Origin of the sequence: Paracoccus sp. J39, from assembly GCF_000518925.1 — a bacterium.
Lineage (GTDB): Bacteria > Pseudomonadota > Alphaproteobacteria > Rhodobacterales > Rhodobacteraceae > Paracoccus.
Genome location: NZ_JAEN01000005.1, coordinates 23,943 through 48,244, shown reverse-complemented (window position 1 = coordinate 48,244; position 24,302 = coordinate 23,943). Strand labels below are relative to the sequence as shown.

Below are 24,302 nucleotides of genomic sequence, written 5' to 3'. Positions count from 1 at the left end.
CGCTAGTCCTTCACGAACAGCTGGCGCGGGACATGGGCGAGGCATTCCACGCCGGTCTCGGTGATCAGGATCGACTCGGTGATCTCCAGCCCCATGTCCTCCAGCCACAGGCCGGTCATGAAATGGAAGGTCATGCCGGGCTGCAGCACGGTGCGGTCGCCGGGGCGCAGCGACATGGTGCGCTCGCCCCAGTCTGGCGGATAGCTGACGCCGATGCCGTAGCCGGTGCGGTTGTCCTTGACGATGCCGTATTTCGCCAGCACGTCGAAGAAACCCTTGGCGATGTCCTCGCAGGTATTGCCGGGCTTCGCTGCGGCAAGCCCGGCTTCCATCCCCTCCAGCGTGGCCTTTTCCGCATCGAGGAAAGCCTGCGTCGGCTGGCCCAGGAACACCGTGCGCGACAGCGGCACGTGGTAGCGGTGATAGCAGCCGGCGATCTCGAAGAAGGTGCCCTCGCCCGGTTTCATCGGCTTGTCGTCCCAGGTCAGATGCGGGGCCGAGGCGTCGCGACCCGAGGGCAGCAGCGGCACGATGGCCGGATAGTCGCCGCCGATGCCGTCGACGCCGCGGGTGCCGGCATCGTAGATTTCCGCCACCAGGTCGCATTTGCGCATCCCGACCTGCACCTTGTCGAGGATGCGGACATGCATCGCCTCGACGATGCGCGCCGCGTTGCGCATATAGGCGATCTCCTGCGGCGATTTCACCGCGCGCTGCCAGTTCACCAGCGCCGTGCAATCGGTGAAGCGCGCGTCCGGCAGGTTCCGCGTCAGGCTGGCGAAGGCGGCGGCGGTGAACCAGTAATTGTCCATCTCGACGCCGATGCGCTTCGTGCCCCAGCCCTTGTCGCGCAAGATGCCCGAGAGGTAATCCATCGGGTGCATCTCGGGGTTCTGCACGTAATGGTCGGGATAGCCGATGATGTTTTCGGGCTTCAGGTAAGCCGTCAGCCTGGCACCGTTGGCGTCCTGTCCGCGGCCATACCAGACCGGCTCGCCCTCGGGCGGCACCACCACGCATTGATGGACATAGAAGGACCAGCCGTCATAGCCGGTCAGCCAGTTCATGTTCGACGGATCGGTGACGATCAGCAGATCGACGCCCTTGTCCTCCATCGCCCGGCGGGTCTTGGCGAGGCGGTCGGCATATTCCTCGCGGGTGAACTTCAATGCGACGTCTGTCATGGCGGTTTCTCTTACAGGGTGAAGCTGCGTCCGGCCCCGGCCTTGCCCGCGCGGGCAAGCGCCAGGGTGGCGATGGCGGTGTCCTGGATGCCGGTGCCGGTCAGGTCGGCCAGGGTGATCTGTTCGGGATCGCTGCGGCCGGGGCGCTGCCCGGCCAGGATCTGGCCCAGCTCGGGGAAGTCCCGCCCGGCCAGCGGCGCGTGGTGCAGCTCCCCCAGCTCGCGGGTCTGCGACAGGCGGTCGGCGACGTAATGGGCGCGCGCGATCAGGTCGGGGGCGATCTCGTTCTTGTGCTGGGCGTCCGAGCCCATGGCGGTGACATGCGTGCCGGCGGCGATATCGGCGGCGGCCAGGATGGGCCTTTCGGACGGCGTGGTCGTGACCACCAGATCGGCATCCCGCGTCGCCTTGGCCACGCTGGCGGCGGCGGCGGTGACGGGGATGCGCAGGGTGGCGGTCATCTCGGCCGCGAAAGCCTGCGCCTTGGCGGGATCCCGCGCCCAGACACGTGCGCCGGTCAGCCGCCGGACCAGCGCCAGCGCCTGCAACTGCATCCGCGCCTGCATCCCGGCGCCAAGGATCGCCGCCGTGGCCGCATCCGGCCGGGCCAGCGCATCGGCGGCCACCGCCCCGGCGGCGGCGGTGCGCACATCGGTCAGGTAGCCGTTGTCCAGCAGCAGCGCCTCGACCAGCCCGGTCGTCGCGGACAGCACCACCATCATGCCGTTGGTCGAGGGCAGGCCGAGCGCCGGGTTGCCGAAGAAACCGGGCGAGATCTTGATGGCGAAATGCGTGAGGCCGGGAACATAGGCGGTCTTCACATCAACCTCGCCCCGGTGTTCGGGAATGTCCAGGCGCAGGATCGGCGGCATGGCGACGGGCTTGGTCGCCAGCGCCACGAAGGCGTCGCGGATGCAGGCGACGGCCTCGCCGTCCAGCGGCACCAGGGCGCGCAGGTCGGTCTCGGTCAGGATGGTCACGGGCGGTCTCATGCGGCCTCCGCCATGATGCGGGCATGCAGCGCGGGGTCGATATTCGCGCCGGAAAGGATGCAGACGGTCGGGCCTTGCGGGACGACCTTGCCGGCCAGCAGCGCGGCGGTGCCAACGCTGGCCGCGCCCTCGACGACATGGCCGGCACGGCCGAGATGGCGGATGCCGGCGGCGATCTCGGCCTCGGTCAGCAGGATCACATCGTCCAGCAGGTCGCGGCACAGCGGATAGGTCACGCGGTTGCGCAACCCGATGCCGCCGCCGAGGCTGTCGGCAAGGCTGGGGCTTTCGGCGACCTCGACCGGATGGCCGGCAGCGAGGCTCGCAGCCATGGCGGCGCCGTTCTCCATGGTCAGGCCGATGACGCGCGTGGCGGGTGACAGCGCCTTGATCGCCACCGCCACCCCGGCCGCGAGACCGCCGCCGGACAGTGGCACCAGCACCGCCTGGGGCGTGCCGATTTCCAGGCCGATGGTGCCCTGGCCCGCCACAACGGCCTCGTGGTCGAAGGGCGGGATCTCGGTCATGCCCTCTTCAGCCACGGCGCGGGCGACTTCCTGCATCGCCTCGTCCTGGCTGGCGCCGATGATGCGGACCTCGGCCCCCAACTCGCGGATCGCCCGCACCTTGTTCTCGGGCACCAGCCGGGACAGGCAGACGGTGGCGGGCACGCCCAGCGCCCGGGCGGCATAGGCCAGGGCGCGGCCGTGATTGCCGGTCGAGGCGGTGACGACGCCGCGCGCCAGCGCCTCGGGCGGCAGCGACAGGATGGCATTGGTCGCGCCCCGCAGCTTGAAGGCGCCGGTGGTCTGGCGGTATTCGCATTTCAGCCAGACCGGCTGGCCCAGCCGCGCCGACAGCAGCTCGTCGCGCAGCAGCGGCGTTTCCACCACATGGCCGCGGATGCGTTCAGCGGCGGCGCGGATGTCGTCCAGGGTCACGGTCATGGCTGCCTCATCAACTGGCCCGGAGCGACCGGCCCGGTCACGCCGCAAGCCCGCGCCGCGGCCCAGAGCGTCGCGGAATTGGCCGAGACCACCGGCACGCCGACCGCATCCTCGATCCGGTCGATGATCGCGCAGGCGCGGACGGCGGTGCAGGCGAGAAACAGCGCCTGGCTGCCCGGCGCGAGTGCGGCGCGTGCGGCCTCGATGATCGTCGCATGGGAAATCCGCGCCATCTCGCGGTCGTCGGTCAGGTTCAGGCAGGAGACGCCCTGCAAGGCGAAGCCCCCCGCCTCGAAACATTCCGCCATCGGCTGGGTGGTGCGGGGCGTGTAGGGGGTCAGCAGGGTGATCCGCTCGGCCCCCAGCGCCCTGAGCGCCGCGAAGCCGGCCGAGATCGGCGTGATCGGTTCCGCCGAGGGCTTGCCCAGCCGGATCGCATCCCGCACCGCCCGGTCCCCGATCACCACCGAGGCCGAGGTGCAGCTATAGACCACCGCGTCCAGATCCTCCTCGGGCAGGATCAGCGCCGCGGCGGCGGTCACGTCGCGGGCCATGGCGGCCAGCGTCTCGGGCGTCACCGGGTTGGCGAAGGGGATGCGGGTGGCATAGACGCCCACGCCATGCGCCGGCAGGGCGGCGAAATCCACCTCGGTCGTGTGGTCGGTGGCCAGCGTCACCAGACCGACCCGGCGCGGCAGCGGGCGGTCGTCCAGCACGACCGGAACGGACAGGACAGTCACCGCGAAATCCTCCCGTAACGGCGTTCCAGCCAGCGCAGCACCACCACCGAGATCAGGCTGACGACCAGGAACATCACGCCGACCAGCGTCATCGGCTCGACATAGCGATAGGAGCTGTTCGCGACCGACTTCGCCTGGTTCATCAGCTCCAGCACGGTGATCGCGGACAGCAGCGGCGTTTCCTTGAACATGGCCAGCAGATAATTCGCCATGGCCGGGATCATCGGCGGCACCGCCTGCGGCAGCACCACATGCAGCCAGGTCTGGCGCGTGGTCAGGTTGGTGGCCTTGGCCGCCTCCCATTGCCCGCGCGGCACCGCCTCGATGCCGCCGCGATAGACCTCGGCGGCATAGGTCGCGTAATGCAGCCCCATGCCGATCACCCCTGCGGTCAGCGCCGGCAGGCGGATGCCCAGCCCGGGCAGCACGTAGAAGATGAAGTAAAGCTGCACCAGCAGCGGCGTGCCGCGGATGAACTCGACCACGAAGCCGGTGCCGCGCGCCACCAGCCGGTTGGGCGAGCGGCGCAGGATGGCGAAGACCAGCCCCAGCACCGCCGCGACGATGGCGCCGAGGAAGGTGGCGACAAGGGTGATGCGAAACCCGGCCAGCAGGGTCGGCATGATCGACCAGGCGAAATCCCAATCCCATTCCATCTCAGCGCACCCCGTCCAGGCCGCGCGTCACCCGCCGCTCCAGCCGGCGCATGCCGAAGGAAAGCGCCGAGGACATGGCGAAATACAGCAGCAGGATGGTGACGAAGGGCATCAGCGTGCTGCCGGTCTGCGAGCGCACCACCTGCGCCTGAAAGGTCATGTCCGACAGCGAGATCAGCGACACGACCGAAGTCGCCTTCAGAAGCTCGATGGCATTGTTGCCGAAGGTCGGCAGCATCAGCGGCAGCGCCTGCGGCAGGATGACGTGGCGCATGCGCTGGAAGCGGGTCAGGTTGACGGCGACGCAGGCCTCGTGCTGGTCGCGCGGCACGGCGAGGATGGCGCCGCGCACCACCTCGGCCCCATAGGCGCCCACGTTCAGCCCCAGCGCCATCACCCCGGCCTGCATCGGCGTCAGCTGCATCCCGGTCATCGGCAGCACGAAATAGATCCAGAACAGCTGCACGAAGATCGAGGTGCCGCGGAAGAACTCGATATAGGCGGTCGCCAGCCAGCGCACCGGAGCATGGCGCGAGATGCGCCCCAGCCCGGCGATGAAGGCCACGACCAGCGCCAGGGCCGAGCCCATCAGCGTCAGCTTGACCGTGACCCATGCCCCCATAAGGATGAGTGTCAGATATCCTGCCCAGTCGCCCATGCGCTGATGCCTGCCTCTCTTGCTGATGGATGGGCAGGGGTCTCCCCCCGCCCGGCTGCCTTACTGCGCGGCGCAGAGCGCGTCGCGGGTGGTGGACATCGCCGCGGCGGCCGAGAAGCCATAGGGTTCGACGATGGCGGCGAATTCGCCCGATTCCTTCAGCTTGGCCAGCTCCACATCGAAGGCGTCGCGCAGCGCGGTGTCCTTCTTGTTGAAAGCGGCGCCGTCGCAATAGACCGGCGCGCCCTCGACCGGGGCAAAGACTTCCAGGTTGGCGTCGCCCGACTTCGCCAGCAGGTCGTTCAGCGACAGGACCGGCAGCGAATAGGCGTCGATCCGGCCGTCCTGCACCATCTTCAGCCCCGATTGCGGGTCGGGCACCACCACCAGCCGGTCGCGCGGCACGCCGGCATCCAGCGCCAGCTTTTCCTCGGTGCCGCCGCCGGGCGCGCCCAGCCGGGCCGAGCCGTCATTGGCGATGTCGGCATAGGACTTGAAGCCCTTGGGATTGCCCTTGGGCAGCAAGAGCGCCTCGGCATCGCACAGGATCGGCTCGGAATAGGCCACGGCGTTGCAGCGTTCCGGCTTCATGAACAGGCCGGCGGTGATCGCATCGACGCGGCCGGCCTGCAGGCTGGGGATCATCGCGCCATATTCGGCGATGGACGCCTCCAGGTCCTTGATGCCCAGCTTTTCGAACACCGCGCGGGCCACGTCCGGCGCCGCGCCCGAGACCTTGCCGTCCGAGGCGACGGCGGTATAGGGCGGCTCGTTGCCGATGGCGATGCGGACATAGCCCTGCTTCTGCAGGTCCTCTAGCTTGTCGGCCATGGCGGGCAGCGGCGCGGCCAGCAGCGCCGCGACAATCAGGCATTTCTTCATCATTCTCTCCTGTCGGGTTGCATCACACGCGCTGTCCTGCGGCGATGATCTTGCGCAGGAAGGACTTCGTGCGGTCCTCTTGCGGCGCGGTGAATATCTGGGTGGGCGGGCCCTGCTCGACGATGCGGCCCTTGTCGAAGAACAGCACGCGATCGGCGAAATCATGGGCGAAGCCCATCTCATGCGTGACCAGCAGCATGGTCATGTCGGTCTCGGCGGCCAGGCGCTTCATCACCTCCAGCACCTCCTCGACCAGTTCGGGGTCCAGCGCCGAGGTCACCTCGTCGAACAGCATGATCTGCGGCTGGAGCGCCAGGGCGCGGGCGATGGCGACGCGCTGCTTCTGGCCGCCGGACAGCTGGCTGGGCATGTAGTCGGCCTTGTCGGCCAGCCCCACCATGTCCAGCAACTCGCGCGCCCGCTGCTCGGCCACGGCCCGCGGCTCGCCCTTGGTCAGCATCGGCGCCAGCGTGATGTTCTGCAAGACCGACTTGTGCGGGAACAGGTTGAAATGCTGGAACACCATGCCGATGTGGCGGCGCATCCTGTGCAGATGCGCCTCGTCCGCGGGCACCTCGGCGCCGTGCTTCTGCATGTGGTAAAGCGGCTCGCCGCAGACCTCGATGCGGCCGCCGGAAATATCCTCGAGCGTCATCAGGATGCGCAGGATGGTGGTCTTGCCCGAACCCGAGGGGCCGATCAGCGCCAGCTTCTCGCCCTTCATCACGTCGAAATTCAGCCCGTCGATGACGGTCAGCGTCCCAAAGGACTTGCGCAGGTTCTGGATGCGAATGATCGGCTGGTCCAAAGACGTCCCCCTTGCTGTCCAGAGGAACTTTGCAGCGAGATCAAATCAGGTCAATATTTAAATAATATCATAACAATTTTCCGCGACAATCTGCCCGTCAAATCAGCGGAAGCAGGGGTTCGGCGCTGCCGCCCAGGGTTTCGGCCACCAGGGACAGGCCCCGGCGCAGCTCTTCCGCGCTGGTCGAGCCAAGCGCGATTCGCACCGCGTCGCGCCGGCCGCGCTCGCTCAGCCGGAAGGCCCGGCCCGAGGCGACGGCCACGCCGCGCTGGCGGGCCTGGGCGACGAATTCCTCCTCGTCGCGGCCGGGGGGCAGTTCCAGCCAGATATGCAGGCTTTGCGGATGGGCGCGGAACGGCGCCGCGCCCAGAACTTCGCGGGCAATGCGGTGGCGGACGGCCAGCGCCTCGCGCTGCCACAGGATCAGCCGCTCCACGGTGCCGTCGCTGATCCAGTGGCTCAGCAGCTCGACCATGGCGGGGGTGGCCATCCAGTTCGTCACCAGATGCCGGTTGGCGGTGGCCGAGGCAAGCCGCGCCGGCGACAGCAGCCAGGCGACCCGCAGGCCGGGCAGCGTGGTCTTGGTGAAGCCGTTGATGTGCAGCACCCGCTCGGGCGCCAGCGCCGCCATCGGCGGCGGCCGGTCGGGGATCATCGCGTTCAGCATGTCGTTCTCGACGATCAGCAGGTCGTGGCGGCGGGCAATGGCGGCCAGTTCGGCGCGGCGCTCGGCGCCGGTCATGATCGCCATGGGGTTGATCGCCGCCGGCTGCATGTAAAGCGCGCGCAGGCTGCCCTTGCGCGCCAGATGGTCCAGCGCCTCGGGCACGATGCCGTCGTCATCGACCGGCAGGGCCTCCAGATGCAGGCCGAGGTATTTGCACAGCGGCATCAGCAGGTGATGGGTCAGCGCGGCTGCGGCCAGCGTGCCGCCGGCGGGCACCGCGCTCATCACCGCGGTGGTGATGGCCGAGGTGGCGCCGTCGGTGATGGTGATGTTTTCCGGCGCGGCCTCGATGCCCTTGCGGCGCAGCCAGTCGGCCGCGACCTGCCGGTGCTGCGGCAGGACCGAGTTCGGCCGGAAGGACAGCGCGGCCGGGGCGGTCAGGTTCTCGGCCACCCAATGCAGCCCCTCGCGAAAGGTTTCGACATGCATGCGCTCGGTCACGGGCTTCAGGATCGACAGATCGACCAGCTCGCCCAGCCGCTCGGCCAGATAGGGCGGGCTGTTCTCGGACCCCGGCGGCAGCACGAAGGAACCGCGCCCGACCTCTCCGACCACCAGGCCGCGGCGGATCAGTTCTTCATAGGCGCGCGAGACGGTCTGGACCGACAGTCCCAGATCGTCGGCCAGCCGGCGCTGCGGCGGCAGGCGGCTGCCGGCGGGCAGCATGCCGTCGCGAATCGCCCGCGCATATTGCTCGGCAAGCGAGAGATAGGCCGGACGATGCAAGCCGCCGGGATCGGGGGTCCATATTGTCATGGGTCGAGATTAAGACAATCCTGCCGATAGGCAACAATGTTATGATTTCTTCGGCGCCGGCCGATCAGGACCGGGCGAGCGCGCAGTGGCGCCGGACTTTGCAGCCGCCCCGACCGCGCGCCGGGCGCGCTATCCGCGCAGCCAGTCCGGCGCATGGCGGATGTCTTGCACCCCGGCCAGCGGCGCGATGCGCCGCAGTTCGGCGGCCAGCCCCGCGATGCGGCCCTGGCCCATGCGCAGCCCCGGCTCGGGCCAGAAGGCGCGGACGGCCAGCGCGCCCTCCTCGCGCCGGGCGTCCAGCCGCCCGATCAGCCGGTCGCCCTGCAGGACCGGAAAGACGTAATAGCCGTATTGCCGCCGCCCGGCGGGCACGAAGATCTCGATGCGGTAGCGGAAGCCGAACAGCCGCTCGGCCCGCGCCCGGTCGCGCAGGGCCGGATCGAAGGGCGAAAGCAGCCGGATGCGCGAGGACGGCTCGGGCAGCGCGGGGACCAGATCCAGCAGCGCCGGGCTGGAATAGCTGCGCCGGATCGCGCCATCGGCCATTTCCACGTCGATTTCCACGATCCGGCCCGCCGCCAGCGCCTCGGCGCACCACCGCTTCGCCTCGTCCGGCGTGGCGATGGCGAAGAAGGCGGCCAGCTCGCCGCTGGTGGCAAAGCCCAGCCGCTCCAGCGCCGCCGCCAGCGCCCAGTCGACGATCTCGGCATCGTCGAGCCGCCTCGCCAGATGCTCGGCCGGGATCACCCGCTTGGCCAGGTCGTAGACCTTGCGGAAGCCCGAACGGTGGCGGATCGCCAGCCGGCCCGAGCGCCACAGATATTCCAGCGCCGTCTTGGACGGATGCCAGTCCCACCAGCCGCCCGAGCCCCTGGGCTCCTCTCCGCCCAGATCCGAGGAACTGGCCGGGCCGTGATCGGCGATATGGCGCAGCACGCTGTCGAATTCCGCGTCCCAGCCCTCGCGCCGCCATTTCGGCCAGCGGCGCTGCATATGCGCCTCGTCCCGGGCGAATTTCAGCCGCCACATCGGATAGAAGCGCATCGGGATCACGGCCGCGTCATGGGTCCAGTGCTCGAAGGCGGCGCGGTGGCGGGCGATCAACCCCTCCAGCGCCGGGGGCCGGTAGCGCCCGCGCCGCGACCACAGGATCAGGTCATGCGCGCGGGCCAGGGTGTTCACGCTGTCCACCTGCGCGAAGCCCAGGCCATTGAGCACGGCTTCCAGATCCGCGCCCCGGCCCGCGCCCGAACCGGGTCGCAGCAGCAGGTGACGGTCCAGAAACAGCCGGCGCGCATCGCGGTTTTTCAGGAAATGGGGCATTTGCGGGATCTGTTTCATCCTCGGACGGTTTGTGAAATACAGGTTTGCCACATCAAGGGGGACAGACAATGACCAATCCCGACCTGAATGCGCTGTCGCTGGCCGAGCTGAAGCAGCTGCGCAAGGATGTCGAAAAGGCGATCGAGGGTTTCGAGGCTCGCCGCAAGGCCGAGGCGCGGGCCAAGGCCGAAGAGGCCGCGAAGCAGTTCGGCTTTTCGCTGGCCGATCTGGTCGCGGCGGCCGCAAGCCGGCCTGCGGCGGTGCCGAAATACGCCCATCCGGAAAACCCCGAGCTGACCTGGAGCGGCCGCGGCCGCAAGCCGGGCTGGATCGCCGAAGCCCTGGCCGCCGGCAAGACGCTCGAGGATTTCGCGATCTGAACCGGCCGGGCGCGGCGGGGGTTTGCGAATCGCGGCGCGGGCGGCGAATGTTGGCGACAGCCCCAGGGCACCCTTGCCAGCAGCCGCGGAACCGTCATGCCGAAGACCCTGCCCCAGCCCGTCGACGCCGCGCGCATCCCGCGCTTCGCCGGGCATTCCACCTTCATGCGGCTGCCCGCCGCCGACAGCGCCCGGGGGCTTGACGTCGCCATCGTCGGCATCCCCTGGGACGGCGGCACCACCAATCGCGCCGGGGCCCGCCACGGCCCGCGCGAGGTGCGCAACCAGTCCAGCCTGATGCGCCGCGTCCACCACGCCACCGGCATCGCCCCCTATGAGCGGCTGGCGGTGGCCGATATCGGCGACCTGATCGTGCAGCCCATCGACCTGATGGCGGCGCTGCGGCAGATCGAGGAAGGCATCGCCGCGATCTGCGCCGCCGGCGCGCTGCCGCTTGCCGTGGGGGGCGATCACCTGACGACGCTGCCGGTGCTGCGGGCGCTTCGCAAGGCCGATCCCGGGCGCGGGCCCTTGGGCCTGGTGCAGTTCGACGCCCATTCCGACACCAACGACCGCTATTTCGGCGACAATCCCTATACCCATGGCACGCCCTTCCGCCGCGCCATCGAGGAGGGCATCCTGGACCCCCGGCGCGTGGTGCAGATCGGCATCCGCGGCTCGATCTACGCCGCCGACGAGCATCGCTGGGCGCAGGACCAAGGGGTGCGCATCGTCTATATCGAGGAATTCGCCCGCCGCGGCCCCGAGGAGGTGATGGCCGAGGTCCGCGCGCTGATGGGCGATGCGCCCGCCTATGTGACCTTCGACATCGACGGCATCGACCCTTCCATGGCGCCCGGCACCGGCACGCCCGAGATCGGCGGCTTCACCACCCGTGAGGCGCAGGCCATGCTGCGCGGGCTGGCCGGGCTGAAGATCGTCGGCGCCGATGTGGTCGAGGTCTCGCCGCCCTTCGATGTCGGCGGCATCACCGCGCTGACCGGCGCGACAATGCTGTTCGAGCTGCTCTGCGTGCTGGCGGGCGGCGCCTAGGACCGCCGCGCGTCGGTCCGGGTCCGATTTCCGCCGTTTTCCCGCGCCATTGTGCGCCGGCGCACAGACCGCCGCCCGCGCGCAGGGTAAGGCGGCGGCATTTCAAGGTTGACGAGTTCCTTGTTACCCGTTCCGCATTTCGTCACCAAATCCTTGACCGCAGGCCAAGGCCCGCCCCGTTCCCTGCCGGAGCGGGGCTTTTTCCTGCGCCTCCCCCGCCCCGGCGCCGATCCCGGCGGGCTGTCCGCGGGGCTTTCCTCGGCGGCCCGGCGGCTCTATAGGGAAACCTGCGATTTTACTCGGGAATGCGGCGCCACGATTCCGTCCAGCCAGTCCGCGCAAACCATGACGGTGACATGATCGGAAAACACGGCGCTTGCCGCGACATCCTTCTGCGCGCCCTGCCGCACCGCATCCTGGCCGCGGCGCTGGCGCTTCTGCTGGCCCCCGCCCTGCCCGCCGCGGCGCAGGACCGGCTGGCGGCGGGCGAAAGCCTGGCGCTGCGGCTCGACCCGGCCAGGCCGGTGCAGCTGCGCATCGAGGCCCCGCCCGGCAGCTATCTGGCCGGCCGGATCGAGGCCGGGGCGCAGCCGGTCGATGCCGCGCTGCTGACCGCAGAGGGCGCGCATTTCCGCCAGCTGGCGCAGCAGGACCGCGGCGCCATCCGCTTCCAGGCGATGAGCGAGGGCGAGGCGATGATCCTGCGCCTGTCGGGGGCCGGCGAAACCCGGGTGGCGCTGGACCAGCTGGTCGCCCCCGCCGACCTGCAGCCGCCGGCGCCGGACTATCTCAGCCCGCGCATGGCGGCGCTGGCCGAGACGCTGGCCCAGGGCGGCGACACGGCCGGGTTCTGGCGCGCCGTCGCGGCCGAGGGCACGCCGCTGGTCGAGGAGGCCGAGGCCGGCGAGGTCGTCCTGACCTTTCTGTGGCGCGGGGCGCAGCGCAATGTCCGGCTGTTCGGCGGCCCGTCGAGCGATCACGACTGGCTCGACCGGCTGGGCGACAGCGACGTCTGGTTCAAGAGCTTCCGCGTGCCGCGCGCGACCCGGCTGTCCTACAAGCTGGCGCCCGACGTGCCCGACCTGCCCGGCAATGCCCGGGCGCGGCGCATGGCCATCCTGGCCACGGCGCAGATGGACCCGCTGAACCGCCATCCCTGGCCCGCAGAGGCGCCCGACCGCTTCAACCAGCACGCGACGCTTACCCTGCCGCAAGCGCCGCCGCAGCCAGGCACCCCGCCCGCGCCCGAGGCCGATCCGGCCATGCGGCGGGTCGTCTTCGACAGCCCGACCCTGGGCAACAGCCGCGAGCTGCTGATCGCGCATCCGCGCGATTTCGACCCCGCCGATCCGCGTCTGGTGCTGGCGCTGATCTTCGACGGCGAGCGGGCGCTGGCCGAGATGCAGGCGCCGCAGATGCTGGACACGCTGACGCGGCAGGGCCGGCTGCCGCCGGTGCTGGCGGTGCTGATCCCCTCGATCGACGGCATGACCCGGGCGCGCGAGCTGCCCGGCAACGACGCCTTCGCCGACGCGCTGGCCGATGAGCTGCTGCCGCTGATCGCGGTCGAGACCGGCATCACCCCCGACCCGGCCCGCACCGTGCTGGCCGGGGCCAGCTATGGCGGGCTGGCCGCCGCCACCGTCGCGCTGCGCCGGTCCGACCGTTTCGGCAATGCCCTGTCCATGTCGGGCTCGTTCTGGTGGGCGCCGCAGGGCTCGGCCAGCGACGGCACGCCGCATGTCGCGGCCGAATTCGCCGCGCGCGAGCGCCTGCCGATCCGCTTCTTCCTCAGCGCCGGCAGTTTCGAGACCTCGCGCCATGGCGGAGACGGCATCCTGCAGACCTCGCGCAGCCTGCGCGACATCCTGCTGCTCAAGGGCTATGCGGTCGACTGGCGCGAATATGCCGGCGGGCACGATTATCTGGTCTGGCGCGGCGCGCTGGCGGACGGGCTGATCGCGCTGTTCGGCGCGCGCTAGGCGGCAGGCAAGCTTACAAGGCGAAGGGTCAGGACCGGCCGGAAGGGCGCGCGTCATCCGGGCAACGCCCTTCCCGCACGCCCGGGTTCGCGCGGCGATCTTCCCGGGACGTGACGCCGGCCCCGGATGCAGCCCTTGCCCGCGCCGCGGCGGGGGTCAGCCCTTGTGTTCGGGCTTGCCCTTGCGCTTGGTGGCAGCCAGCTCCTCCAGCTGCTTTTCGCTCATCGATTCATACATATCCCGCGAGGCGTCGCGCAGTTCGCTTTTGCTGGTCTCGCCGCGCTTGGCGGCAAGGGCCGCGCCGGCCGCCTTCTGCTGCGCCTTGGACTTGGCAGGCATGGTCTCGTCCTCCGGATTGCCGCGGCTTCGGAAATGGCCCGAAGCCTTCCGCGAAAGAAACCGCCCGCGGCCCGTCATGTTCCCGCCGCACCGCGCTGAGACAGGGGATTCGGGTCCGGGCGGGGGTGTGACCTCTGGCACACAGGCGGCGCACCTGTCTCAAAGGCGAACTTCCGCGACTCGGCGCAAGCGCGCAAGGTGCTGGTATGGAAGGAGGAAGGGACAGGCAAATGAAACGCACGGTCACCCTTACAGGCCGCAAGGGCGCGCTGGTTTCCGGCGAATACGAGGTCGTCGGCGACACGATCCGGGTTTCCTACGCAGGGCACGAAAGATGCGTGCGGATCGACGGCGGCTCGGTGGACCATCTCGCGCAATCGCTGCTGCGGGATCTTTGGCTGGAATGACGCAGGCCGGCTGAGCGTCGCGGGCGCGCACCGCTCGCAGGCCCCTGGGCCACCCTGCCGTGGCGGCGGAAAGCGCATCAGCGCCCCTTCCGCCCTGCCGCGATTTCATGCGAGAAACCGCAAGGACAGGCGGACGAGGGACTGAATGACGGCAAAGATACCGGCAAGACTGACCCGCGCGGGCCTGGTTGCGACCGCGCGCATCCTCATCAGCCTGCGCGCCATCGACCTGCCGCCGCCGGGCGGCGCGCCGCGCATCCTGGTCGCGAACCATGTCAGCCATGCCGATTTCGTGGCGCTGTGGTCGGCGCTGCCGAAGCCGCACCGGCTGCGCACCCGCCCCGTCGCCGGCGCCGATTACTGGGAACGCTCGGCCATCCGCCGCTGGATCGCCCATCAGGTGTTCCGCGCCGTGCTGATCGACCGCGACCCCGCCAGCCGCCGCGCCGATCCCGTCGAGACCGTGGCCCAGGTGCTGCGCGGCGGCGAGGACGTGATCTTCTTTCCCGAGGGCACGCGCAACCTGACCGACGCCCGGCTGCTGCCGCTGAAATCCGGCATCTACCACCTGGCCCGCGCCGTCCCCGAGGCCGAGATCGTGCCGGCCTGGATCCTGAACCTCGACCGCATCCTGCCCAAGGGCGCCTTCCTGCCGGTGCCGCTGAACTGCGCCGTGCGCTTCGGCAGCCCGATGCGGGTCGAGACCGGCGAGAGCCGCGAGGATTTCCTGCAACGCCTCGCCGCCGCGATGCTGGCGCTGGCCGAGGCGAAAGGCTGATCCATGGACCGTTTTCATTCCCCCTCGGCCTTCTTCTTCTACGGGCTCTTCGCCTTCCTGATCCTGGCCTCGCTGGTGGCGCGGATGCTGATCCGCTCGGGGCGCGTCGCCGGACCGACGGCGCAGAACCTCGCCGACCGCATCCGCGCCTGGTGGGTGATGATCGGCGTGCTGGCGCTGATCTTCACCCTGGGCGCCGGGGCGATCACGCTGTTCTTCGCGCTCTGCTCGATGGCGGCGCTGCGCGAATTCGCCACCATCACCCACACCCGGCGCGACGACCATGACGGGCTGGCCATCGCCTTCTACCTGATCCTGCCGCTGCAATACCTGCTGGTCTATCTCCACGTGCCGGTCTTTGCCGCGCTGCTGATCCCGGTCTACAGCTTCCTGCTCTTGCCGGTCGTGACCGTGTTCAAGGGCGAGGTGCAGGGCTTCCTGACTCGGGTGTCAGAGACGCAATGGGGGCTGATGGTCTGCGTCTATTGCGTCTCGCATATCCCGGCGATCCTGACGCTGGATATTCCCGACTATCGCTACAGCGCCTTCACGCTGGTCGCCTGGCTGATCCTGGTGGTGCAGGCTTCGGACGTGCTGCAATATGTCTGGGGCAAGAGCATCGGCCGGCACCTGCTCGCGCCGCGCGTCTCGCCCTCGAAGACGGTCGAGGGGCTGGTCGGCGGCGTGCTCAGCGCCAGCGCGCTGGGTGTGGCGCTGACGCCCTTCACCCCGTTCCGCTGGTGGGAGGCGGGGCTGATCGCGTTGACCGTGACCACCTTCGGCTTCTTCGGCGGGCTGATCATGTCGGCGATCAAGCGCGACCGCGGCGTCAAGGACTGGGGCACGCTGGTGCAGGGGCATGGGGGCATCCTCGACCGGCTGGACAGCCTGGTGTTCTCGGCCCCGATCTTTCTGCACATTCTGGCATGGGGGTGGATGTGACCGAGGATTTCAGCAGGCGGCCGATCGCCAGCCGCAACACGAAATGGGCCGCCCATGTCACCCGGCGGCTGGTCGAGAAGGGCGTGGCCCCGAACCGCATCTCGGCCGGCTCTGTGCTGGCAGCGGCGCTGTCGGGCGGGGCCTTCGCCCTGTCCGCGCTGGTCGGGCCCGGCTGGGCGGCGGGGCTTCTGCTGGTGCTGGGCGCGGCCTTCTGCCAGCTGCGGCTGCTCTGCAACCTCTTCGACGGGCTGGTGGCGGTCGAGGGCGGCATGGGCACGCCGGACGGCGCCTTCTGGAACGAGGTGCCGGACCGGCTCTCGGACCTGATGATCCTTGCCGGCTTCGGCCTGGCGGCGGGCTGGCCGGCGCTGGGGCTGCTGGCCGGGGCGCTGGCGATCCTGACCGCATATCTGCGCGAATTCGGCCGCGCCTCGGGGCTCGGCTCGGATTTCTCGGGCCCGGGGGCCAAGGCGCACCGCATGGCCGCCGTGACGCTGGGCGCGCTGGCGCAGACCGGCGCCTGGATCGCCGGCGCGGGCTGGCCGGTGCTGGCCTGGGCGCTGGGGCTGGTGCTGGCGCTGACGGTGGCGACGATCATCCGCCGCAGCCAGCGCATCCTGTGCGGGCTGGCCGGCGGGGCGTGAAATCGGGGGTGGTCGCCGCCGTCCAGCGTGATATGGGGTAACCTCGCCAATTCCTTCGTGATACTGGCCGCTCAGCACGGACAATCAGACGACAGAGAACCCAGCCATGCCCGCATACCGTTCCCGCACCACCACCCACGGCCGCAACATGGCGGGGGCCCGTGGCCTCTGGCGTGCGACCGGGGTGAAGAACAGCGATTTCGGCAAGCCCATCATCGCCATCGTGAACAGCTTCACGCAGTTCGTGCCGGGCCATGTGCATCTGAAGGACCTGGGCCAGATGGTCGCGCGCGAGGTCGAGGCGGCGGGCGGCATCGCCAAGGAATTCAACACCATCGCGGTCGACGACGGCATCGCCATGGGCCATGACGGGATGCTGTATTCCCTGCCCTCGCGCGAGCTGATCGCCGACTCGGTCGAATACATGGTGAATGCCCATTGCGCCGACGCCATGGTCTGCATCTCGAACTGCGACAAGATCACGCCGGGCATGCTGATGGCGGCGATGCGGCTGAACATCCCGGCGATCTTCGTCTCGGGCGGGCCGATGGAGGCGGGCAAGGTCACGCTGGGCGACGGGCGCAAGGTCTCGCTGGACCTGGTGGACGCCATGGTCGCGGCCGCCGACGACAAGGTCTCGGACGCGGACCTTGCCGCCATCGAAGAGGCCGCCTGCCCGACCTGCGGCTCCTGCTCGGGCATGTTCACCGCCAATTCCATGAACTGCCTGTCCGAAGCCCTTGGCCTGTCGCTGCCCGGCAACGGCTCGACGCTGGCCACCCATGCCTTGCGCAAGAACCTGTTCCTGGAAGCCGGCCGCCGCATCGTCGAGGTGACGCGCCGCCATTACGAACAGGACGACGCTTCGGTCCTGCCGCGCGCCATCGCCAGCAAGGCGGCGTTCCGGAACGCCATGTCGCTGGACATCGCCATGGGCGGCTCGACCAATACCGTGCTGCACCTCCTGGCCATCGCGCAGGAGGGCGGGGTCGATTTCACCATGGACGACATCGACGCGCTCTCGCGCAAGGTGCCCTGCCTTTGCAAGGTCGCGCCGAACACCGCCAACGTGCATATGGAGGACGTCCACCGCGCCGGCGGCATCATGGCGATCCTTGGGGAACTCGACCGCGCCGGGCTGATCGACCGCGACTGCCCGACCGTGCATGCCCCCACCATCGGCGCCGCCATCGACCAATGGGACATCGCCCGCAGCAACGACCCAGCTGCGCGCGAGCTGTTCCTGGCCGCGCCGGGCGGCGTGCCGACGCAGGTCGCCTTCAGCCAGGCGACGCTCTGGCCCGATCTGGACCTCGACCGCGAGAAGGGCGTGATCCGCTCGGCCAAGGCGCCGTTCTCCAAGGATGGCGGGCTGGCGGTGCTGAAGGGCAATATCGCGCTGGACGGCTGCATCGTGAAGACCGCGGGCGTGGACGAATCGATCCTGGTGTTTTCCGGCAAGGCCAAGGTCTATGAAAGCCAGGACGCCGCGGTGTCCGGCATCCTGACCGGCAAGGTCGAGGCCGGCGACGTGGTGGTCATCCGCTACGAAGGTCCCAAGGGCGGGCCGGGCATGCAGGAGATGCTGTATCCGACCAGCTACCTGAAATCGAAAGGGCTGGGCAAGGCCTGCGCGCTCATCACCGACGGCCGCTTCTCGGGCGGCACCTCGGGCCTTTCCATCGGCCATGTCAGCCCCGAGGCGGCGGCCGGCGGCACCATCGGCCTGGTCCGCGACGGCGACCTGATCGAGATCGACATCCCCAACCGCTCGATCCGGCTGGCGGTGCCCGAGGACGAGCTGGCCGCGCGCCGCACCGAGCAGGACGCCAAGGGCTGGAAGCCCGCGCAGCCGCGCCAGCGCCAGGTCTCGGCGGCGCTCAAGGTCTATGCGCAATTCGCCGCCTCGGCCGACAAGGGCGCGGTGCGCATCCTGCCCGACTGAGGACGGCTGCCCCGGCAGCGCCGTTCTCGGGTCCATGCCGCCCGAGCCCCTCGCGCAGGGCGGGCGCCGATCCGCCCCGGGGGACCGGCTTCAGGGCAGCGGGATATGTTCGTCGCGGTCGGTGGGCGGCAGGTCGAACAGCCCCTGCCCCCAATTCGCGGCGCGCCATTGTTCCTTGGCATGTTCGATGCGCTCGCGCGACGAGGCGACGAAGTTCCACCAGATGAAGCGCGGCCCGTTCAGCGTCGCGCCCCCCAGCGCCATCAGCCGCGCGCCCCGCGGCCCGGCGGCGACGGTGATGCGGTCGCCGGGGCGGAACACCATCATCCGCCCGGATTCGAATTCCTGCCCGGCGATGCCGACCGAGCCCTGGGTGATGTAGAGCCCGCGATCCTCGTGATCGTCGGGCAGCGGAAAGCGCGCGCCGGGCGCCAGCGTCACGTCCAGATAGAAGGTCTCGGAATACAGCGTCGCCGGCGCCCGTTCGCCATAGGCATGGCCCAGGATCAGCCTGGCATGGACGCCCTCGGCCTCGATCTCGGGCAGCGCCTCCTTGCCGTGATGCTCGAAGATCGGCGCCATGTCCTCGCGATCCTCGGGCAGGGCGATCCAGGTCTGGATGCCGAACAGCCCGTGCGGCCCGGCGCGGCCCGCGGCCGAGGTGCGCTCGGAATGGGTCACGCCCCGGCCCGCCACCATCCAGTTGACCGCGCCGGGCAGGATCACCTGATCGCTGCCGATGCTGTCGCGGTGATGGAAATCGCCGCGATAGAGATAGGTCACCGTGCCCAGCCCGATATGCGGATGCGGGCGGATGTCGATGCCCTGCCCGGTCAGGAGCTCGGCCGGCCCGGCCTGGTCGAAGAAGATGAACGGCCCGACCATCTGCCGCTTCGGCGCGGGCAGGGCCCGGCGCACCTCGAAGCCGCCGATGTCGCGGGCCCGCGGGATGATCAGCGTCTCGATCTGGTCCATGCCGGCCGCATCGGGGCAGCCGGGGGTCAGGGCGGGGTTCCAGCTCATTGCGGCCTCTCCTTCTTCCTGCCGCGCTTCAGCCGTCCAGTTCCAGCAGGCGCAGCGCCTCGCGCAGCTGATCCTCGACCGACAGGGCCATGTCGACCACCACGCCGTCCTCGTCGGCGGCCAGCGGCTCCAGCGTCGCCAGCTGCGAATCCAGCAGCTTGGCGGGAAAGAAATGCCCCGCGCGATGCGAGAGCCGGCTTTCCAGCAGCGCGCGCGTGCCATGCACGTGCAGGAAGCGCACGACCGGCGCCCCCTCGCGCAGGATGTCGCGATAGGCCCGCTTCAGCGACGAGCAGCCCATGACCGAGGACTGGCCGCGCGCCTCGTTGCGGGCGATCTCGGCGGCCAGCGCCCGCAGCCAGGGCGCGCGGTCGTCGTCGTCCAGCGGAATGCCGGCGCGCATCTTGGCGACATTGGCCTCGGGATGGAAGCTGTCGCCCTCGACGAAGGGCCAGCCCAGATGCCGGGCCAGCGCCTCGCCCGTGGTGCTTTTCCCGCAGCCCGAGACGCCCATCACCACGATATGCTGCACCGCGCCCTTCACAGCAGCCACCAGCCGATCAGCGCGAAGCCGAAGGCGATGCTGCCCAGCAGCGTCTCCATCACCGTCCAGGTCTTCAGCGTGGTCTTTTCGTCCATCTCCAGGAACCGCCCGACCAGCCAGAAGCCGGAATCGTTGAAATGGCTCAGCACCGTGGCGCCGCCGGCGATGGCCACCACCAGGAAACAGCGGTCGAACTCGGAAAGCCCCGTGGACGCCGCCACCGTGGGCGCGATCAGCCCGGCGGTGGTGGTCAGCGCCACCGTGGCCGAGCCCTGCGCCACCCGCAGCGCCATCGAGATGACGAAGGCCGCGACGATCAGCGGCATGCCCACCGCGTCGAGGCTGGAGGCCAGCGCCTCGCCGATGCCGCTGGCGCGCAGCACGCCGCCGAACATGCCGCCCGCGCCGGTGACCAGGATGATGGCGCAGATCGGCGCCAGCGCGCCGTCCATGATCTTCTCGATCTCGGCCGCGCCGCGGCCCCGGCCCAGCAGCGCCATGGCGACCAGCACGGTGATGAGCAGCGCGATGGGCGTCTGCCCGATCAGCCGCAGGACCGTGACCCAGCCCGCACCGCCATCCACCACCCCGGCCGTCGCCAGCGTCCCCAGCCCGGTGTTCAGGAAGATCAGCACCAGCGGCAGCAGCAGCACCAGCATCACGGTGCCGAAGCTTGGCGGGATGCGGTCATGGCTGCTGTCGTCGACCGCGCCCAGGATCTGCGGGATCGGCAGCACGAAGCGCCGCCCGGCCCAAAGCCCGAACAGATAGCTGCCGAAGAACCAGGTCGGAAGCGCGACGACCAGCCCGACCAGCACCAGCAGGCCGATATCGGCCCCCAGCAGGTCGCCCGCCGCCACCGGCCCCGGATGCGGCGGCAGCAGCGCATGCATGGCCGCGAAGGCCCCCGCCGCCGGCAGCGCGTAAAGCAGCACCGAGCCGCCGAAGCGATAGGCTACGCTGAAGATGATCGGCAGCATCACCACCAGCCCGGCATCGAAGAAGATCGGAAAGCCGAACAGCAGCGAGGCCACGCCCAGCGCAAAGGGTGCGCGCTCGGCGCCGAACTGGCCGATCAGCCGGTCCGCCAGCACCTGCGCGCCGCCGGTGATTTCCAGCAGCCGCCCGATCATGGCGCCAAAGCCCACCAGCAGGGCCACCGTGGCCAGGGTCGAGCCGAAGCCCTGCAGCAGCGTCGGGATCACGTCGGCCAGGGGAATGCCCGCGACCATGGCGGTCATCAGGCTGACCAGCACCAGCGAGACAAAGGCATGCAGCCGGAACCGCATGATCAGGACCAGCAGGACAAGCACCGCCGCCAGGGCGATGAACAACAGCATGGCCGTGCTGTAAGCGGGCTCGACAGAATTCATGAAACTCCTCCAGCGGAATGGTTTGGGTCAGCCTGCGATCTGGTGCTGCCGCGCCTCCTCCGGGGGTTCGCGGCAGCTTTGGGTTGTTAGCGTTAACACGTGCCGGACGAAAGGTTAAGAGGCTTCGCTAGCGCCGCGCCGCGCTGGCCAGATGGTCGTGCAGCAGGCGCATCTCGTCCGACAGGGCCAGCTCCAGCGCCGCCTCGGGGCCGGAAACCACGCCGGGATCTTCCTGCCCGTCCAGCATCACCTCGCGATCTTCCAGCCATCGCAGCATCTCGGCCCGGACGCTTTCGGGCGAAAGGTCCAGCAGCCTCTCAAGCGTGCGGCGATGCGCGATCATCCGGCCCTCGATGCCGTCGATCCGGGCGGCCAGCCTGTCCATCCTGTCCATGCCATCTCCCTGCGGTTGTTGGGAATCATGATGGCACAGAAGCCGGAACCGGCAAACCCGTTCAGTTGCGCGCGGTCAGGCTGCCGCCCTCGATGCGGCGCAACGAGATTTCCAGCCGCGCCTCGGCGGCCATGATCTCGGCGCGGACGCGCTTGGTATAGCTCATGTGATCCTGGGCGGCGCGGGCCGCCGCCTCGGGGTCGCGGGCCATGATCGCGTCGTGGATGGCGCGGTGTTGGGCGCGCAGCACGTCGCGCACCTCGGGCCGGGCATAAAGCTTTTCGCGGTTGTGGAACACGCCCTTGCGCAGCATGCCCGACAGCGCCCGCATGATCTGCAGCAGCACGATGTTGTGGCTGGCCTCATAGACCGCGATATGCAGGTCGACATCGGCCTCGGCCTCGTGGCGGGGATCGGCCTCCTCATGGGCCAGGTCGATGCGCTCCATGCAGCGGGCCAGCGTCGCGCGGTCCACGTCATTGGCCCGGGTCGCGGCCAGGCTTGCCGCCATGCCCTCCAGCGTGCCGCGCAGTTCCAGATAGTCGTCCACCACCTCCCCGCGCGAGGCCATCAGCTCGACCAGCGGATCGGTGATGCTGGTGGCCAGCGCCGCCACACGCCGCCCGCCGGCCGGATCGGCGACGATCAGCCCCTTCTCTTCCAGCATGCGGATGCCCTGGCGCAAAGTCGGGCGCGAGACGTTGAGGCGCAGCGCCATCTCGCGCTCGGGCAGCAGCGGGTCGCCGGGACGCAGCGAGCCTTCGAGAATCAGGTCCTCGATATGCCGGGCGGTGGTTTCCGCGGCGGGGGGACCCTTGTTCACTTCGCTGGCCATGCTCGACTCCTTCGGGGGCTGCCGGGATTTCAGGGCTTTAGCCTGCGGCATCCGGCCTTGAAAGATAGCTGAATCGCCCGATCTGGTGCAATCGATTTCCCGCTTGACCCAAATGGTCAAATTATTTTACCAAGACAGAGGGGAAGGTAAAGCGATCTGCTCATGCCGTGCCATGCGGCGCGGAACCTGCCCCCATGACGGGAGGGGAAAGCCATGACGCGACCCGGCCATGCCGAGGCAGCCGCAGACCGTGGGCCATTGCTGGATCGCCTGCGCGAAATCGTGGGGCCGGCGCATGTGCTGACCGCCGACCGCGCCACCCGCCGCTATACCCGCGGCTTCCGCTATGGCGAGGGGCCGGTCGCGGCGGTGGTCCGCCCCGGCTCGCTGGTGCAGATGTGGCGGGTGCTGCACGCCGCCGTCGCCTCGGGCCGCGCGGTGATCCTGCAAGCGGCGAATACCGGGCTGACCGGCGGCTCGACCCCCTGGGGCCAGGATTACGACCGCGAGATCGTGCTGGTCTCGGTCATGCGCCTGCGCGGCATCCATCTGCTCGGCGCCGGCGAACAGGTGCTCTGCCTGCCCGGCGCCACGCTGGACACGCTGGAAAAGCGCCTGCGCCCGCTGGGACGAGAGCCGCATTCCGTGATCGGCTCCTCCTGCATCGGCGCCTCGGTTCTGGGCGGCATCTGCAACAATTCCGGCGGCGCGCTGATCCAGCGCGGCCCGGCCTATACCGAGATGAGCCTTTACGCCGAGGTGCGCGCCGACGGCTCGGTCGCGCTGGTCAACCATCTGGGCCTTGATCTGGGCGACGACCCCGAGGACATCCTCGCCCGCGTCGAGGCGGGCGACCTGCCCGCCCCCGCCCCCACCGACGCCTGGGCCTCGGACCGCGAATATGCCGACCATGTCCGCGACATCGAGGCCGCGACGCCCGCCCGCTTCAACGCCGACCCGCGCCGGCTGCACGAATCCTCGGGCTGCGCCGGCAAGCTCGCGGTCTTTGCCGTGCGTCTGGACACGTTCCAGGCCGAAAAGGACACGGCGGTCTTCTATATCGGCAGCAACGACCCCGACGAGCTGACCCGGATCCGCCGGCATATCCTGACGAATTTCGACAGCCTGCCCATCGCCGGCGAATACATCCACCGCGAAGCCTATGACGTGGCGGCGAAATACGGCAAGGACACCTTCCTGTTCATCCGCCATGCCGGCACCGACCGCATGCCGGCCCTGTTCGCCGCCAAGGCGCGCATGGACGCGCTGACCGAGCGGCTGGGGCTGGGCGCCACCCTTTCCGACCGGCTGGCGCAGGGGATCGCCGCGCTGGCGCCCCAGCACCTGCCCAAGCGGATGAACGCCTTCCGCGACCGCTACGAGCACCACCTGCTGCTGCGCATGGGCGGCACGGGCATCGCCGAGGCGCGCGACTATCTCTCAGCCATCTTCCCCTCGGCGCAGGGCGACATGTTCGAATGCACCCCGGACGAGGGCAAGGCCGCCTTCCTGCACCGTTTCGCCGTGGCCGGCGCCGCCGTGCGCTATCGCGCCATCCATGCCCGCGAGGTCGAGGACATCGTGGCCCTCGACATCGCCCTGCGCCGCAACGACCGCGACTGGATCGAGCGCCTGCCGCCAGACCTGGACGCGAAGCTCGCGAAGAAGCTCTATTACGGCCATTTCTTCTGCCACGTCTTCCACCAGGACTATGTGGTGAAGAAGGGCCAGGACTGCCTGGCCGTGGAACATGAGATGTGGCGCCTGCTGGACGACCGCGGCGCCGAATACCCGGCCGAGCACAATGTCGGCCACCTTTACCACGCCAAGCCGGAGTTGGCGGGCTTCTATCGTCAGCTGGACCCGACCAACAGCCTGAACCCCGGCATCGGCCAGACCTCGAAATGCGCGCATTGGCACTAGGCCGCGCCATCCAAGACGACCGCGCAGGAATGCGCACCCGCAACGGCGGAACCGCCCGCCCCATCTG

General features: G+C 69.5%; 25 protein-coding genes. 9 read left to right on the top strand and 16 right to left on the bottom strand.

Annotated elements, in window-relative coordinates; genetic code table 11:
• Positions 1-2: 2 nt before the first annotated feature.
• The 10 genes from doeA to L632_RS0106520 form a co-directional block, all read right to left on the bottom strand.
• Positions 3-1,184, bottom strand: a complete 1,182-nt coding sequence (gene doeA, locus L632_RS0106565) for an ectoine hydrolase DoeA (RefSeq protein ID WP_028712908.1) — start codon at positions 1,182-1,184, stop codon at positions 3-5.
• 11 nt (positions 1,185-1,195) lie between these two features.
• Positions 1,196-2,176: a cyclodeaminase gene (locus L632_RS0106560; RefSeq protein ID WP_028712909.1), complete on the bottom strand. Its 981-nt coding sequence runs from the start codon at positions 2,174-2,176 to the stop codon at positions 1,196-1,198.
• The gene (eutB, locus tag L632_RS0106555; protein WP_028712910.1) at positions 2,173-3,123 is read right to left on the bottom strand and encodes a hydroxyectoine utilization dehydratase EutB; all 951 of its coding nucleotides are present in this window, start codon (positions 3,121-3,123) and stop codon (positions 2,173-2,175) included. Before eutB ends, L632_RS0106560 begins: the two co-directional genes overlap by 4 nt.
• A complete protein-coding gene (locus tag L632_RS0106550) occupies positions 3,120-3,863 on the bottom strand; it encodes an aspartate/glutamate racemase family protein (protein ID WP_028716514.1) in 744 nt (247 codons plus the stop codon). The genes eutB and L632_RS0106550 overlap by 4 nt, the downstream gene beginning before the upstream one ends.
• Positions 3,860-4,519 (bottom strand): ectoine/hydroxyectoine ABC transporter permease subunit EhuD, encoded by a 660-nt coding sequence (gene ehuD / locus L632_RS0106545; RefSeq protein WP_028716513.1) that lies wholly within the window; start codon positions 4,517-4,519, stop codon positions 3,860-3,862. Before ehuD ends, L632_RS0106550 begins: the two co-directional genes overlap by 4 nt.
• 1 nt (position 4,520) lies before the next feature.
• Entirely contained in the window at positions 4,521-5,177 is a 657-nt protein-coding gene (gene ehuC, locus L632_RS0106540; protein ID WP_028712913.1) for an ectoine/hydroxyectoine ABC transporter permease subunit EhuC, read from the bottom strand.
• A 60-nt stretch (positions 5,178-5,237) separates the two neighbouring features.
• Positions 5,238-6,059 carry an ectoine/hydroxyectoine ABC transporter substrate-binding protein EhuB gene (ehuB, locus tag L632_RS0106535; RefSeq protein ID WP_028712914.1) on the bottom strand — a complete coding sequence of 274 codons (822 nt, stop codon included), beginning with the start codon at positions 6,057-6,059 and terminating at the stop codon, positions 5,238-5,240.
• Positions 6,060-6,081: 22 nt separating this feature from the next.
• Positions 6,082-6,867 (bottom strand): ectoine/hydroxyectoine ABC transporter ATP-binding protein EhuA, encoded by a 786-nt coding sequence (gene ehuA, locus L632_RS0106530; protein WP_028712915.1) that lies wholly within the window; start codon positions 6,865-6,867, stop codon positions 6,082-6,084.
• A 97-nt stretch (positions 6,868-6,964) separates the two neighbouring features.
• The gene (locus tag L632_RS0106525; RefSeq protein WP_028712916.1) at positions 6,965-8,350 is read right to left on the bottom strand and encodes a PLP-dependent aminotransferase family protein; all 1,386 of its coding nucleotides are present in this window, start codon (positions 8,348-8,350) and stop codon (positions 6,965-6,967) included.
• 129 nt (positions 8,351-8,479) lie between these two features.
• Positions 8,480-9,673, bottom strand: coding sequence for a winged helix-turn-helix domain-containing protein (locus tag L632_RS0106520; RefSeq protein WP_036697546.1), 1,194 nt, complete (start codon positions 9,671-9,673; stop codon positions 8,480-8,482).
• Positions 9,674-9,741: 68 nt separating this feature from the next.
• Between L632_RS0106520 and L632_RS0106515 the strand changes: the two genes are divergently transcribed.
• The 3 genes from L632_RS0106515 to fes all read left to right on the top strand — a co-directional run bounded on the left by L632_RS0106515 (position 9,742) and on the right by fes (position 13,088).
• Positions 9,742-10,053 (top strand): H-NS family nucleoid-associated regulatory protein, encoded by a 312-nt coding sequence (locus L632_RS0106515; protein WP_028712918.1) that lies wholly within the window; start codon positions 9,742-9,744, stop codon positions 10,051-10,053.
• A gap of 96 nt (positions 10,054-10,149) precedes the next feature.
• Positions 10,150-11,106, top strand: a complete 957-nt coding sequence (gene speB, locus L632_RS0106510) for an agmatinase (protein WP_028716511.1) — start codon at positions 10,150-10,152, stop codon at positions 11,104-11,106.
• A gap of 356 nt (positions 11,107-11,462) precedes the next feature.
• Positions 11,463-13,088 (top strand): enterochelin esterase, encoded by a 1,626-nt coding sequence (gene fes, locus L632_RS0106505; RefSeq protein ID WP_036697505.1) that lies wholly within the window; start codon positions 11,463-11,465, stop codon positions 13,086-13,088.
• A 156-nt stretch (positions 13,089-13,244) separates the two neighbouring features.
• Here the strand turns inward: fes and L632_RS0106500 are convergent, their stop codons facing one another.
• The gene (locus L632_RS0106500; protein WP_028712921.1) at positions 13,245-13,427 is read right to left on the bottom strand and encodes a DUF3008 family protein; all 183 of its coding nucleotides are present in this window, start codon (positions 13,425-13,427) and stop codon (positions 13,245-13,247) included.
• A gap of 230 nt (positions 13,428-13,657) precedes the next feature.
• Here L632_RS0106500 and L632_RS24610 point away from each other — a divergent pair, with 230 nt between their 5' ends.
• The 5 genes from L632_RS24610 (at position 13,658) to ilvD (ending at position 18,143) form a co-directional block, all read left to right on the top strand.
• On the top strand, positions 13,658-13,834 hold the full coding sequence (locus L632_RS24610) for a hypothetical protein (RefSeq protein WP_198019343.1): 177 nt from the start codon (positions 13,658-13,660) through the stop codon (positions 13,832-13,834).
• A 145-nt stretch (positions 13,835-13,979) separates the two neighbouring features.
• Positions 13,980-14,612, top strand: coding sequence for a lysophospholipid acyltransferase family protein (locus L632_RS0106490; RefSeq protein ID WP_028712922.1), 633 nt, complete (start codon positions 13,980-13,982; stop codon positions 14,610-14,612).
• A 3-nt stretch (positions 14,613-14,615) separates the two neighbouring features.
• Positions 14,616-15,554: a phosphatidate cytidylyltransferase gene (locus L632_RS0106485; protein ID WP_028716510.1), complete on the top strand. Its 939-nt coding sequence runs from the start codon at positions 14,616-14,618 to the stop codon at positions 15,552-15,554.
• Positions 15,551-16,198: a CDP-alcohol phosphatidyltransferase family protein gene (locus L632_RS0106480; protein ID WP_028716509.1), complete on the top strand. Its 648-nt coding sequence runs from the start codon at positions 15,551-15,553 to the stop codon at positions 16,196-16,198. The genes L632_RS0106485 and L632_RS0106480 overlap by 4 nt, the downstream gene beginning before the upstream one ends.
• Positions 16,199-16,304: 106 nt before the next feature.
• Positions 16,305-18,143 (top strand): dihydroxy-acid dehydratase, encoded by a 1,839-nt coding sequence (gene ilvD, locus L632_RS0106475; RefSeq protein ID WP_028716508.1) that lies wholly within the window; start codon positions 16,305-16,307, stop codon positions 18,141-18,143.
• A 90-nt stretch (positions 18,144-18,233) separates the two neighbouring features.
• Here the strand turns inward: ilvD and L632_RS0106470 are convergent, their stop codons facing one another.
• The 5 genes from L632_RS0106470 to L632_RS0106450 form a co-directional block, all read right to left on the bottom strand.
• A complete protein-coding gene (locus L632_RS0106470) occupies positions 18,234-19,166 on the bottom strand; it encodes a pirin family protein (protein ID WP_028716507.1) in 933 nt (310 codons plus the stop codon).
• Positions 19,167-19,194: 28 nt separating this feature from the next.
• Positions 19,195-19,710, bottom strand: coding sequence for a gluconokinase (locus tag L632_RS0106465; RefSeq protein ID WP_028712927.1), 516 nt, complete (start codon positions 19,708-19,710; stop codon positions 19,195-19,197).
• Positions 19,707-21,083 (bottom strand): GntP family permease, encoded by a 1,377-nt coding sequence (locus L632_RS0106460; RefSeq protein ID WP_028716506.1) that lies wholly within the window; start codon positions 21,081-21,083, stop codon positions 19,707-19,709. Before L632_RS0106460 ends, L632_RS0106465 begins: the two co-directional genes overlap by 4 nt.
• 127 nt (positions 21,084-21,210) lie before the next feature.
• The gene (locus L632_RS0106455) at positions 21,211-21,477 is read right to left on the bottom strand and encodes a hypothetical protein (protein ID WP_028712929.1); all 267 of its coding nucleotides are present in this window, start codon (positions 21,475-21,477) and stop codon (positions 21,211-21,213) included.
• Between the two features lie 61 nt (positions 21,478-21,538).
• The gene (locus L632_RS0106450; protein ID WP_028716505.1) at positions 21,539-22,312 is read right to left on the bottom strand and encodes an FCD domain-containing protein; all 774 of its coding nucleotides are present in this window, start codon (positions 22,310-22,312) and stop codon (positions 21,539-21,541) included.
• A 213-nt stretch (positions 22,313-22,525) separates the two neighbouring features.
• Here L632_RS0106450 and dld point away from each other — a divergent pair, with 213 nt between their 5' ends.
• Positions 22,526-24,235, top strand: a complete 1,710-nt coding sequence (gene dld / locus L632_RS0106445; RefSeq protein WP_036697503.1) for a D-lactate dehydrogenase — start codon at positions 22,526-22,528, stop codon at positions 24,233-24,235.
• Positions 24,236-24,302: the final 67 nt, after the last annotated feature.